Below are 12,739 nucleotides of genomic sequence, written 5' to 3'. Positions count from 1 at the left end.
GTTCAGGCTACCTGCGTCATAGTGTCGCCACAATCCAGGCGCCCCGTGAGGGGGTAATGGCGACCAAGTTGACGAGGCAATGATATGCAAAACACGGTGCAAATGGGGATGAGCGCGGCCAGCCAGCAGCAGGAAGGCTTGCAAGTCCAGCAATCGGCGAAATCCACTTCGGTGCAGCAGCAAGGCTCTGCCACGAAGCCCACGCAACCGGGCATGACCCGGATCACCGACTGGGCCTCGATCTAAGTTTTGCGCAATGTGGTGCTGCGGGCCGCGTTGGCCCGCGCGACGGCCCTGCGCACCCCCTGCCCTGTTCTCGCCCCTCAGTGAGAGCGGATTTGCCGAAGCGGTCTTGCAAGACTCGGCAAACCAAACTCTTCTATGACCGCCATTTTATGGCCCACCGCTCCGACCCTGTCGGCGCGGTTTTTCTTTGCCTCGCAAGGGGCGCAAAAGAAAAGGGCCACCCATAAGGGCAGCCCTTAAACCTTAAGCATCGAAGATCGGATTAGCCGACCAGTTCGAGGCCCGAGAAGAAGAAGGCGATTTCCACCGCAGCGGTTTCCGGCGCATCCGAGCCATGGACCGAGTTTTCGCCAACCGAAAGGGCGAATTCTTTGCGGATGGTGCCGTCATCGGCGTTCGCCGGGTTGGTCGCGCCCATCACTTCACGGTTTTTGGCAATCGCGCCTTCGCCTTCGAGCACTTGCACAACAACCGGCTCGGACGCCATGAATTCGCACAGTTCGCCGTAGAAGGGGCGTTCTTTGTGGACTTCATAGAATTTGCCAGCTTGCTCGAGGCTCAGCTTGATGCGTTTTTGCGCGACGATGCGCAGACCGGCTTCCTCGAATTTGGCATTGATTTTGCCGGTGAGGTTGCGACGGGTGGCATCGGGTTTGATGATCGACAGCGTGCGTTCGATGGCCATGAGGGGAAGCCTCTCAGGTTGGGGACCGGGGTATTGATCCCACGGTCAGGAAAATCTCTGGCGCCTGCTAGCATGGGGCAACGAAGTTGAAAAGCCCCGCATGACTGCCGTTTTGGTCAAACCATGCGACAATTGCGCGAAAAAGATGCAATGCGGCAGCAACAAATGACCCTAACCCGGTTTTGCCCTTTGCGCCAAGCGACACAAGAGCCCACACCCGGCATTGACGCGCGCGCGCACCTCAGGCACAGCGCTTGCATGCTCACACTTGACGCCATCACCTATGCCATCGAAGGCCGCCCGCTGTTTGAAGGCGCCTCTGCCCGTATTCCCACCGGCCATAAAGTCGGCCTTGTTGGCGCCAATGGTGCCGGGAAGACCACGCTCTTTCGGTTGATCCGGGGCGAGATCGCACTGGAATCGGGTGAGATCACCCTGCCCGTCCGCGCCCGCATTGGCGGCGTCGCGCAAGAGGTGCCCTCGTCCTCCACCAGCCTGCTTAATACGGTGCTGGAAGCCGATACCGAACGCGCCAGCCTTTTGGCCGAAGCAGAAACCGCAACGGACCCGGCCCGCATTGCCGAGGTGCAAACGCGGCTTGCCGATATTGAGGCGTGGTCGGCCGAAGCCCGCGCCAGTGCCATTTTGCGCGGCCTTGGCTTTGATGCCGAAGCACAGCAGCGCCCCTGTTCCGATTTCTCGGGCGGCTGGCGGATGCGGGTGGCTTTGGCGGGCGTGCTGTTTGCCCAGCCCGATCTGCTTCTGCTCGACGAGCCGACGAACTACCTCGACCTTGAGGGCGCGCTTTGGCTGGAGCAGTACCTCACGCGCTACCCGCATACGGTGATTATCATCTCCCACGACCGCGGGCTTTTGAACCGCGCGGTGGGCTCGATCCTACATTTGGAAAACCGCAAGCTGACGCTGTGGAACGGGCCTTACGACCAATTCGCCCGCCAACGCGCGGCGGCGCGGGCCAACCTTGCGGCAGCGGCGAAGAAACAAGAGGCGCGGCGCGCGCATCTGCAAAGCTTCGTCGATCGCTTCAAAGCCAAGGCGACCAAGGCGGCGCAGGCGCAGGCGCGCGTGAAGATGCTCGAAAAGATGGAGCCGATCACCGCGCCCGAAGAGGCCGCGAAACAGGTTTTCACCTTCCCGACGCCCGAGCAACTTTCGCCCCCGATCATCACGCTTGATAGCGCGGCAGTTGGCTATGGCGGCAAGCCGATCCTGCGCCGCCTCAATCTGCGCATCGACCAAGATGACCGGATCGCGCTTTTGGGCCGCAATGGTGAGGGGAAATCGACGCTCTCCAAACTTTTGGCGGGCAAGCTTGAGGTCTGCGAGGGCCGGATTGCGCGGTCTTCCAAGCTGCGGATCGGCTATTTTGCGCAGCATCAGGTGGATGAGTTGGACCTTGGCGCGACGCCTTTGCTGCATCTGCAACGGCTGCGCCCCGAGGAGCACCCCTCGAAACTGCGCGCGCGGCTGGCGGGCTTTGGGCTTTTGGCCGATCAAGCGGAAACCGAAGTGGGCAAGCTTTCGGGCGGGCAAAAGGCGCGGCTTTCGCTGCTTTTGGCCACGCTTGATGCGCCGCATCTGCTCATTCTCGACGAACCGACGAACCACCTTGATATCGAAAGCCGCGAGGCGCTCGTTGAAGCACTCACCGCCTATTCGGGCGCAGTGATCTTGGTCAGCCACGACATGCACCTTTTGGGCCTTGTGGCGGACAGGCTTTGGCTGGTGAAGGGCGGGGCAGTTGCGCCCTATGCGGCGGATTTGGAAGCCTATCGCGCCGAACTTCTGGCCGGTGACCCGGACGACAAACCCGCCAAAGCCGCCGAAAAACCGACCAAGGAAAAACCCGCCCAACCCTCACGCGAGAAAATCTTGGCGCTGCGGGCCGAGGCGCGCAAATGCGAAGAGCGGGTGGAAAAGCTGACTGAGATGCTGGCCAAGCTGGATGAAAAGCTCGCCGACCCCGAGCTTTATGAAGCCTCTCGCGCAGTCGAGCGGGACAAGTGGCTTTTGAAACACGCCGAGGCGCGCGAAGCGATGGGGCGGGCCGAAGAATTGTGGATGGAAGCGCTCGAAGCGCTTGAGGTGGCGATGGCGGGCTAAGCCCGCCTGCCCCATTTATTGCGCAGCATTCGCGAAATCGAGCCCATCAAGGCCGATCCGCACATGCGGCATGGCCGCGAGACGCTCCATCTCGGTTGCGAAATGGCGGCGCATCTCAGCGCGATCCTCGGGCGCAAATTGCGCCAAAGGCGCGGGTTGCAGCGCATGTTGGTGTTGCTCGATCATCCGCATCACTTGTTTGGGCGGAACCTCGACCCCTTGACGATAGAGCCGTTGCAACATTGCAATGGCCGTATCCGGGATCACGTTTGACACCGGCTCAATCGCCGCCAGACCGGCATCGGGGACCAGCGCCGACAGCACCTGCGCGCTTGACACAGGCGCATGCAGAACCACCACCTCTTCGGGCGCGAAGGCGGCGATCAGATCTTCGACCACCTCGGCCCAACCGCGCTTGAAGCGACAAAATTTCGGGCCGAGCCCATCAAAATCGGGCATCACCCGGCGGATTGCCTGTTGGCGCCACAGCATCGGGTAAGCTTGATCAAGTGCCATCATCGGCACCACGATCCGCCCCACCGGGCCATCGAGCATTTCCGCCATCGCCCGCGCCCGCGCGCCCGCCAGCGGAAAGAAGCCCTTTAGCCCCGCGCCCGCACGCCCAAAGATCGCCTGATCGACGATCACGCCTGCCCCCTCCACGGGCCCCAGTGCCGCCATGCCATATCCCGCCGCGACCAGGCGCCCCTGCCCCTGTGCCAAAGAGCGCGCCACTGCGCTGCCCAGTGTGTCAAACATCGGGGGGATCAGAAAAAGATGTTGCGTCTGCATTAGGTGAGCCTGCCTGCTGCCGGCTTTGTACCGGCCTAATGAGGGTTTCCGGGAACACAAGAAGACACTGGAACGCGGCGCCTGCTCTGCGCCATTGAGAATTTGTTAACCATCAAATGTGGCACGTTTTGGGCGTGTTCATGGAATATGGACTTCTGCGGCGCAGCACTACATTTTGTGCCAAAAGGAGTGCCCATGACGCGAAAGATCATTATCGACACCGATCCCGGACAAGACGATGCCGTGGCCATTTTGTTGGCGCTGGCGAGCCCCGAGCTTGAGATTTTGGGGATCACCTGTGTGGCGGGGAACGTGCCGCTGGATCTGACCGCGCGCAATGCCCGGATCGTGTGCGAATTGGCCGGCCGCACCGAGATCAAGGTCTTTGCGGGCTGCGATAAGCCGATGGAGCGCGCGCTTGTCACCGCAGAATATGTGCATGGCAAAACCGGGCTGGATGGGATTTCGCTGCCACTGCCCAAGATGAAATTGCAAGAGCAACACGCGGTCGATTTCATCATTGAAACCCTGCGCAATGAGCCGCCCGGCACGGTGACGCTCTGCCCGCTTGGCCCGCTGACGAACATTGCGACGGCCTTCAATCAAGCGCCCGATATTGTCGAGCGTGTGGATGAGATCGTGCTGATGGGCGGTGGCTTCTTTGAAGGCGGCAACGTGACCCCCGCAGCCGAGTTCAATATTTACGTTGACCCACAAGCGGCTGATATTGTGTTTAAATCGGGCATCTCTATTGTCGTGATGCCGCTTGATGTCACTCATAAAGTGCTCACCACCCGCGCCCGGATCGAGGCGTTTCGCAACCTTGGCACGCCGGTTGGCCATGCCGTCGCCAGCTGGACAGATTTCTTTGAGCGCTTCGATATGGCGAAATATGGTGCCGATGGCGCGCCGCTGCATGACCCTTGCGTGATCGCCTATTTGATCGAGCCTGATCTCTTCACCGGGCGTCATATCAACGTGGCGATTGAGACGCAGTCCGAACTGACGATGGGCATGACCGTGGCCGATTGGTGGCGGGTGAGCCCGCGCAAACCGAATGCGATGTTCATGGGCGATGTCGATGCCAAAGGGTTTTACACGCTGCTGACGGAACGTCTTGCACGGCTTTGACCTTGAAAGAGCGCGGCCTTGCATCAGGTAAGGCCGATGCGCCTTCCATTTGACAATACCTACGCCCGCCTGCCCGAAAAATTCTATGCCGCGCTGCCGCCCAGCCCGGTGGCAGCCCCCGGCCCCGTTGCCGTGAACCAAGCCTTGGCCGCACGGCTGGGGCTGGATCTCGACGCGTTGCAAAGCGCCGAGGGCACGGCGATGTTCGCGGGCAATCTGGTGCCTGAAGGCGCAACGCCGATTGCTCAAGCCTATGCGGGGCATCAGTTTGGCGGCTTCGTGCCACAACTGGGCGATGGGCGCGCGATTTTGCTGGGCGAACTTGTCGCCCCCGATGGCGCGCGGTTTGACCTGACGCTGAAAGGTGCGGGCCGCACGCCGTTTTCGCGCGGCGGCGATGGCCGGGCCTGGCTTGGCCCGGTCTTGCGCGAATATGTGCTTTCAGAGGCGATGGCCGCACTGGGCCTGCCCACCACCCGCGCACTTGCCGCCGTCACCACCGGGCAAAACGTGTTTCGCGATGGGTTTCCGCGCCCCGGCGCGGTGATCGCACGCGTCGCCGCAAGCCATATCCGCGTCGGCACCTTTGAATATTTCGCCGCGCGTGGTGATGAAGAAGCACTTGCAACCCTTTGCCATTACACACTTTCGCGCCATTTCCCCGATGGCAAAACCGCGCGCGACCTGCTGGCCGCCGTCACCCAAGCGCAGGCAAAGCTCGTCGCGGGGTGGATGTCTTTCGGCTTCATCCATGGTGTGATGAACACTGACAATTGCGCGCTCTCGGGCGAGACGATCGACTACGGCCCCTGCGCCTTCGTGGATGAATACCACCCGAAAAAGGTGTTTTCCTCGATCGACGTGCGGGGCCGCTATGCCTATGCCAATCAGCCGCAAATCGCGCTTTGGAACCTCGCGCAGCTTGGCTCGTGCCTGTTGCCGCTGATGGGCAAGGGCGATGCAGCGGTAGAGCAAGCGCAAGCGGTGCTTGATGATTTCGCACCCGTCTATCAGGCCGAATGGCTCGCCCGCATGGGCCGCAAGATCGGGCTAGCCAGTGCCACGCAAGACGACCTGCCCTTGATCGAAAGCCTGCTGAACCGCATGGCGACCGAGGTGGCCGACTTTACCCGCACCTTCCGGGGGCTTAGCACCGGAACCGCACGGGAAGAATTTACTGAACCCCAAGCCTTTGACACTTGGGAGCCGGACTGGCGCGCGCGGCTGGAACGCGAGGCTGACCCGGCAGCGGTGATGGCTGCAGCCAACCCCGTGCGCATCCCCCGCAACCACCGGGTGGAAGACATGATCGCCGCCGCCGTGGAGGGTGATTTTGCGCCGTTCCACAGGCTCAACGCAGCCTTGGCAGCGCCCTTCACGCCCGACGACAGCTTTGCCGATTTGGAAGCCGCACCAAGCCATGACGAGCGTGTCACCCGCACCTTCTGCGGCACCTAAACGCGCGATCTTGTGGCGGATACAATCGCGCGCTTTACGCCGCCCGCGCGCTTTGGCAAAGCCCGGCGCATGAGCAATGGTGTCGAAAACTTCCGGGGTAGTCTTTTGATGGTGGCGGCAATGGCCGGTTTCGCCATGGAAGATTTGTTCGTCAAACGTCTGAGCCAGCATATGCCGGTCGGCGAGGTGCTGATGCTGATGGGCGTCGGCGGCACTTTGATCTTTGCCGCGCTGGCCTTGCGCAAGGGCGACCGGCTGTTTTCACGCGATCTGCTGGCACCCGCAGTTATTGGCCGCAATTTCGGCGAATTGGTGGGCACGCTCGCCTTTGTCTGCGCCATCGCCTTCACACCGCTGGCCGAGGCTTCGGCGATTTTGCAAGCCACACCGCTGGCCGTCACGCTCGGTGCGGCGCTGTTTTTGGGCGAACAAGTTGGCTGGCGGCGCTGGTCGGCGATTATGGTCGGTTTTCTGGGCGTGCTGGTGGTGATCCGCCCCGGCACCGAGGGGTTCTCGATCCTCTCCCTTTTCGCCGTCGTTGCGGTCGTGGGCTTGGCCGCGCGCGATGTGATTACCCGCCGCGTGCCGCGTTCGATCACCTCGATGCAGCTTGCCACCTATGGCTTTGCCACCTGCATTCCGGCAGGCGCGCTGCTGTTGCAATTCCAAGGTGCCTTCCTTGCGCCCAGCCTCACCGATTATGCCCAGCTTTGTGCAGCCCTAGTTTTTGGCACGGCGGGCTATTACGCGCTCATTGCTGCGATGCGGCTTGGCGAGGTCGCGGTGATCACCCCCTTCCGCTACACGCGGCTGATTTTTGCGCTGATCATCGGCTGGACCGTCTTTGCCGAAAAGCCCGATATATGGACGCTTGTCGGCGGTCTGATCATTGTTGGCTCGGGCCTTTATACGCTCGCGCGGGAACGTGCGCGCGCCCGCGCAGCGGCCGCCGCCGGAACCGTCTGAAAAACGCGTCACCTCGGGCGCTAACAGGTGAGTTATCGCTAACAACACCCTTTTCGCAGCGGCAGCATAGGTCTATAGAGGAGGCGATTTTTCAATCGGAGCACTCCTATGAGCACGATCATTGACATCCACGCGCGCGAAATCCTCGACAGCCGCGGCAACCCCACCGTTGAGGTTGACGTGACCCTCGAAGACGGCACGATGGGCCGCGCGGCGGTTCCCTCGGGCGCCTCGACCGGCGCGCATGAAGCGGTGGAGCGCCGCGACGGCGATAAATCGCGCTACATGGGCAAAGGCGTTCTGGAAGCCGTGATGGCGGTGAACGGCGAACTGGCCGAGAACCTTGTGGGTGAAGACGTCACCGATCAAGAAGCCATCGACAAGCTGATGATCGAACTCGACGGCACGCCGAACAAAGGCCGCCTTGGCGCGAACGCGATCTTGGGTGTCTCGCTCGCCTGTGCGAAAGCCGCTGCCGATTTCACCGCGCAACCGCTTTATCGTTACGTCGGCGGCACCTCCGCGCGCATCCTGCCGGTGCCGATGATGAACATCATCAACGGCGGCGAACATGCCGACAACCCGATCGACATCCAAGAATTCATGATCATGCCGGTCTCGGCGGGCAATATCCGCGACGCGGTGCGCATGGGGTCGGAAGTCTTCCACACCCTGAAAAAAGAGCTGTCGGCGGCGGGTCTTTCGACTGGTCTGGGCGATGAAGGCGGCTTTGCGCCGATGCTCGCCTCGACCCGCGATGCGCTCGATTTCATTCTGAAATCCATCGAAAAAGCTGGCTACAAACCGGGCGATGACATCTATCTGGCAATGGATTGCGCGTCGACCGAATATTACAAAGACGGCAAGTATGAGATGAAGGGCGAAGGCCTGAGCCTGACCTCGGAAGAAAACGTTGCCTATCTTGAAAAACTCTGCGGCGACTATCCGATCATCTCGATCGAAGATGGCTGCGCGGAAGATGACTGGGCGGGCTGGAAACTGCTGACCGACACGCTTGGCGGCAAAGTGCAGCTTGTGGGCGACGACCTCTTTGTGACCAACCCCGAGCGTCTGGCCCGTGGCATCAAAGAAGGCGTGGCCAACTCGATGCTGGTGAAAGTGAACCAAATCGGCTCGCTGTCGGAAACGCTCAAAGCCGTCGATATGGCGCATCGCGCGCGCTACACCAACGTCATGAGCCACCGTTCGGGCGAAACCGAAGATGCGACGATTGCGGACCTCGCCGTGGCGACGAACTGCGGCCAGATCAAAACCGGCTCGCTCGCGCGCTCGGACCGGCTCGCGAAATACAACCAGCTGATCCGTATCGAAGAAATGCTGGGTGAAACCGCCGAATACATGGGCCGTGGCATCCTGAAATAAGGGCCACTGCAAACCGATTTGAAAACCCCGCCGGGCCTGCGCCTTGGCGGGGTTTTCTTTTGCAAATGGACCGCTACTCTGGCGCAAAGGGGGGACTATGACCGAAGCCGATCAGATCATCCAAAAACTCAATCTTGCGCCCCATCCGGAGGGCGGCTGGTATCGCCAGACATGGATCGCGGAAGCGACCGGGGGCACCCGCCCGGCGGGCACCGCGATCTTGTTCTTGCTCAAGGCCGGGGAAAGCAGCCATTGGCACCGCGTCGATGCTGCCGAGATTTGGCACTATCACGCAGGCGCGCCGCTTGAGTTGCGCTTGGCCGAGACCGAGGCAGGCCCCGCAACCGCGCTTCGCCTTGGCCCCGATGTGCTCGCAGGCGACACTGTGCAAGGCATCGTGCCGCCGCATCACTGGCAAGCCGCGCGCACGCTGGGGGCGTGGACGCTCGTAAGCTGCACCGTCTCCCCCGCCTTCCGGTTTGAAGGGTTCGAGTTGGCCGCGCCGGGGTTTGATATCCCCGGTGAGGTTGTTCGGTGATCAGCCCTCGTTCAAACGCCGCGGGTGCAGCAGCCAAAACGACAGTTTGAACGCCAGCGGCCCCACGCCAAGCGACAGGATAAAGGCCACCGGCCAAGCCGTGAGCCAATCGCGCAGCCAAATCCAGCCCCAACCGGGCGCGAAATGGGTGCGCAGTGCCTCGGGCAGCACGGCAAAGAAAAAGGTCATCAACAGCGCCATCAGGCAGGAAATGAACACCTGTGCGACAATGATCGTGAGCTTTTCACGTTTCGGGTCCGGTTTTTGCATCTGTCTCCCTCGAATGCAGCGCCGTGGGATCGAGATCGACTAACTCCCGCTTGTGGGCGGTGACCGGGATAACCTGACCGGTCTTACGTTTTTCGGCTTGGGCCGTTTACGGGCGACGGTGGCCTTGGTCAAGGGGCGGCAGATCCCCCCAGAAGCTACGTTTGAAATAGTCTGACGTGTCAGTGAGCCAGTTGGCGGGCGGCAGATCGGCAATCGCCAAAGCGCTCAACGCGCCCACCAAAACAAGCGCCAGCCCCACCTCACGGCGGTGGCAAATTACGCGCGCACGGGCCGACCACAGCAGGTTGGTGATCACCGACCAATGCAGCCAGATGTGCCAGCCTGCGGCGAGCAGAAAGAACATCCCCAGCGTCAGGTGCAGGCTCTCCCATTGCGCGCGGCTCAGCCCCAAAAGCGTCCAATGGAGTTGTGTCGCAAGCCTGCCCGCCGGGGCCAAGGCAATAGCAAGGCCCGAAAGCGCCAACCCAAGGAAGGTGAAGCCCGCCAAAAACACAGCGGTTGCACGGTTGGAAAACGGCGGGCGCGGGGTGGAAGCAGAAGTCGTCATGGCATCCTCCTGTCATTCGCTTATGGAACGAAAGGCTGCGCCGTTTCCGTCTTATATTCCCTGCGGCTTGGAGACGCGGCCCCCGCCCACAAGCGCCGCAACGCCCGTGGTTGACGGGCCAGAGGTCGGCAAGCCGCGCGCCACCCGCACCGCCAAATAGGCAAAGGCCTGCGCCTCCAGCATATCGCCATCAAGCCCAAGGTCTTCCACAGGGGCCACAGCGCAGGGCAGCCGCCGCGCAAGCTCCGCCATCAAGGCCACGTTTAGCCGCCCGCCGCCTGCCACGTAAACCGCTGCTGGCGCAGTTGGGAAATGCTCAAACCCGCGCGCCACGGCAGCCGCAGCGCAAGCGGTGAGCGTGGCCGCGGCATCAGCGTCAGAGAGCGCCTCCACACCCGAGAGCGCTTGCGCAAAATCATTTCGGTCCAAAGATTTCGGCGGCACTTTTAAGAAATAGCTGTGGTTCAGAAAGCGCTCAACAAAGGCCTCATCCACCCGGCCCGCTTGCGCCAGTGCGCCACCTTCGTCATAGCCCTTCCCAAGCCGCGCCTGCATCAGATCATTGATCGGCGCATTGGCGGGCCCGGTGTCAAAGGCCAAACAGGCGCCTTTCACCTCTGGCCCCGCCGCGCGCGGGTCCACAAAGGTGACATTGCCGACACCGCCCAAATTCAAAAACACCAACGGCGCGGTGAGCCCCGCCCATGTCGCGCAGGCAAAATGGAAAAACGGCGCCAAAGGCGCACCCTGCCCGCCCAGTTCCACATCAGAGCTGCGGAAATCCCACACCACAGTGCGGCCCAACACTTCGGCCAGCAAATCGCCATCACCCGCCTGATGCGTGCGCGGCGCGCCCGTCAGCCCCAAAGGATCATGCGCCAGCGTTTGACCGTGAAAGCCCACCAATTCCGCCTCGGGGCAGCGCGCCAGCAAATCGCTTAGCACCTCGGCATGGGCGGTTTCCACCACCTCGGCGGCAGCCTCTACCCCCGGCGCACCGGGCCAAGCGCCCAAGGCCGTGTGAATCACCGCACGTTCCGCCGCGCTATAGGCCCGGTAAAGGGCGGGCCCAAAGTCGAGAATTTCCACCCCATCGGTGCGCAGCGCAGCCACATCCACCCCGTCAAGCGAGGTTCCCGACATTGCGCCAAGCGCCCAGACCGGCTGCGCCTTTAACATGGCTTCCCCTTTGGAGTTTCGGCCGATATACGCATGGCCAAGCCAAAGGAACAAGCACGATGACCTATCACCCGAAATCGGAATTCCTGCGCGTGATTATCGAGCGCGGATTCCTCGCCGATTGCACCGATTTGCAAGAACTCGACGCGGCGCTCGCGCGCGGCATGGTGACAGCCTATATCGGCTATGATGCCACCGCCGCGAGCTTGCATGTGGGGCATTTGCTCAACATCATGCTGCTGCGCTGGTTCCAAAAAACCGGCAACCGCCCGATCACCTTGATGGGCGGCGGCACCACGAAAGTGGGCGATCCGAGCTTCCGCTCCGAAGAACGCCCGCTGCTGACGCCCGAAAAGATCGATGAAAACATCGCGGGCATGCAGCGCGTCTTTGCGCGGTATTTGGACTATAGCGACAGCGGCAATGGCGCGATGATGCGCAACAATGCCGAATGGCTCGACGGGCTGAACTACCTCGAGTTCCTGCGCGATATCGGGCGGCATTTCTCGGTCAACCGGATGCTCAGCTTTGAATCGGTGAAGTCGCGACTTGATCGCGAGCAATCGCTCAGCTTCCTCGAATTCAACTACATGATCTTGCAAGCCTATGACTTCCTTGAACTCAACCGGCGCTATGAGTGCCTGTTGCAGATGGGCGGCTCGGATCAATGGGGCAATATCATCAACGGGATCGACCTCACGCGCCGTGTCTGCGACCGTGAGATTTACGGGCTGACGACGCCGCTTTTGACCACTTCGGATGGCCGCAAGATGGGCAAGAGCCAAGGCGGCGCGGTCTGGCTTTCGGGCGAGATGCTTTCGCCTTACGAATTCTGGCAGTTCTGGCGTAACACGACCGATGCCGATGTCGGCCGCTTCCTCAAGCTCTACACCGATCTGCCGGTGGAAGAATGCGAGCGCTTGGGCAAGCTCGAAGGGTCTGAGATCAATGGCGCGAAGATCATCCTCGCCAATGAGGTGACCACGCTCCTGCACGGGGCCGAGGCCGCCGCAGCCGCCGAGGCCACCGCGCGCGAAGTGTTTGAAAAGGGCGGCGTGGGCGATGACCTACCGACGCTGAACCTGCCCGCGGCTGAATTGGGCGAGGGCATCAGCTTGGCGCAGCTTGTGGTGCGCTCGGGGTTGGCGAAGACCGGCAAAGACGGCAAGCGGCTGATTGCCGAGGGCGGGCTGAAAGTGAATGACGAGACCTGCACCGATGCGGGGCGCATGTTCACCCCCGCCGATCTGGCAGAGCCGGTAAAACTGAGCGCGGGCAAAAAACGCCATGCGCTGGTGCAACTGGGCTAAAAACGACTGGGTAAGTGCGACGGGGGCGCTGCCCCCGCACCCCCGGGATATTTCGGGCAAGATGAAATGCAAAAGGGCGCTCCAATATG

13 protein-coding genes are annotated in these 12,739 nt (G+C 61.6%); 8 read left to right on the top strand and 5 right to left on the bottom strand.

Annotated features, from left to right (window positions below):
• The first annotated feature begins 84 nt into the window (after positions 1 to 84).
• A complete protein-coding gene (locus tag BW967_RS18700) occupies positions 85 to 246 on the top strand; it encodes a hypothetical protein (protein WP_175610430.1) in 162 nt (53 codons plus the stop codon).
• Positions 247 to 508: 262 nt separating this feature from the next.
• Here the strand turns inward: BW967_RS18700 and ndk are convergent, their stop codons facing one another.
• Positions 509 to 931 (bottom strand): nucleoside-diphosphate kinase, encoded by a 423-nt coding sequence (gene ndk / locus BW967_RS08485; protein ID WP_076484630.1) that lies wholly within the window; start codon positions 929 to 931, stop codon positions 509 to 511.
• 258 nt (positions 932 to 1,189) lie between these two features.
• On the opposite strand from ndk, the gene BW967_RS08480 reads away from it, so the two are divergent.
• Positions 1,190 to 3,055 carry an ABC-F family ATP-binding cassette domain-containing protein gene (locus BW967_RS08480; protein ID WP_076484796.1) on the top strand — a complete coding sequence of 622 codons (1,866 nt, stop codon included), beginning with the start codon at positions 1,190 to 1,192 and terminating at the stop codon, positions 3,053 to 3,055.
• Between the two features lie 15 nt (positions 3,056 to 3,070).
• Here the strand turns inward: BW967_RS08480 and BW967_RS08475 are convergent, their stop codons facing one another.
• Complete coding sequence (locus BW967_RS08475; protein WP_139327810.1) at positions 3,071 to 3,814, bottom strand: hypothetical protein; 744 nt, start codon at positions 3,812 to 3,814, stop codon at positions 3,071 to 3,073.
• 228 nt (positions 3,815 to 4,042) lie between these two features.
• Between BW967_RS08475 and BW967_RS08470 the strand changes: the two genes are divergently transcribed.
• From BW967_RS08470 to BW967_RS08450, 5 genes are all read left to right on the top strand, one after another.
• On the top strand, positions 4,043 to 4,978 hold the full coding sequence (locus tag BW967_RS08470; protein WP_076484628.1) for a nucleoside hydrolase: 936 nt from the start codon (positions 4,043 to 4,045) through the stop codon (positions 4,976 to 4,978).
• 36 nt (positions 4,979 to 5,014) lie between these two features.
• Positions 5,015 to 6,436 (top strand): protein adenylyltransferase SelO, encoded by a 1,422-nt coding sequence (locus BW967_RS08465; protein ID WP_076484627.1) that lies wholly within the window; start codon positions 5,015 to 5,017, stop codon positions 6,434 to 6,436.
• Between the two features lie 69 nt (positions 6,437 to 6,505).
• A complete protein-coding gene (locus BW967_RS08460; protein ID WP_076484626.1) occupies positions 6,506 to 7,402 on the top strand; it encodes a DMT family transporter in 897 nt (298 codons plus the stop codon).
• 108 nt (positions 7,403 to 7,510) lie between these two features.
• Positions 7,511 to 8,785, top strand: coding sequence for a phosphopyruvate hydratase (eno, locus tag BW967_RS08455; protein ID WP_076484625.1), 1,275 nt, complete (start codon positions 7,511 to 7,513; stop codon positions 8,783 to 8,785).
• Between the two features lie 97 nt (positions 8,786 to 8,882).
• On the top strand, positions 8,883 to 9,323 hold the full coding sequence (locus BW967_RS08450) for a cupin domain-containing protein (protein WP_076484624.1): 441 nt from the start codon (positions 8,883 to 8,885) through the stop codon (positions 9,321 to 9,323).
• On the opposite strand, the gene BW967_RS08445 is transcribed toward BW967_RS08450, so the two are convergent.
• The 3 genes from BW967_RS08445 to BW967_RS08435 all read right to left on the bottom strand — a co-directional run bounded on the left by BW967_RS08445 (position 9,324) and on the right by BW967_RS08435 (position 11,340).
• Positions 9,324 to 9,593 carry a DUF2798 domain-containing protein gene (locus BW967_RS08445; RefSeq protein ID WP_076484623.1) on the bottom strand — a complete coding sequence of 90 codons (270 nt, stop codon included), beginning with the start codon at positions 9,591 to 9,593 and terminating at the stop codon, positions 9,324 to 9,326.
• 106 nt (positions 9,594 to 9,699) lie between these two features.
• Entirely contained in the window at positions 9,700 to 10,161 is a 462-nt protein-coding gene (locus tag BW967_RS08440; RefSeq protein WP_076484622.1) for a DUF4405 domain-containing protein, read from the bottom strand.
• Positions 10,162 to 10,212: 51 nt separating this feature from the next.
• A complete protein-coding gene (locus tag BW967_RS08435; RefSeq protein ID WP_076484621.1) occupies positions 10,213 to 11,340 on the bottom strand; it encodes an anhydro-N-acetylmuramic acid kinase in 1,128 nt (375 codons plus the stop codon).
• 59 nt (positions 11,341 to 11,399) lie between these two features.
• Here BW967_RS08435 and tyrS point away from each other — a divergent pair, with 59 nt between their 5' ends.
• Positions 11,400 to 12,650, top strand: a complete 1,251-nt coding sequence (tyrS, locus tag BW967_RS08430) for a tyrosine--tRNA ligase (RefSeq protein ID WP_076484620.1) — start codon at positions 11,400 to 11,402, stop codon at positions 12,648 to 12,650.
• Positions 12,651 to 12,739: the final 89 nt, after the last annotated feature.

The sequence above is a fragment of the Rhodobacter aestuarii genome (genome assembly GCF_900156655.1).
Lineage (GTDB): Bacteria > Pseudomonadota > Alphaproteobacteria > Rhodobacterales > Rhodobacteraceae > Rhodobacter > Rhodobacter aestuarii.
The sequence above is the reverse complement of the archived record's forward strand: the minus strand, read 5'-3'. Positions and strand labels throughout refer to the sequence as shown.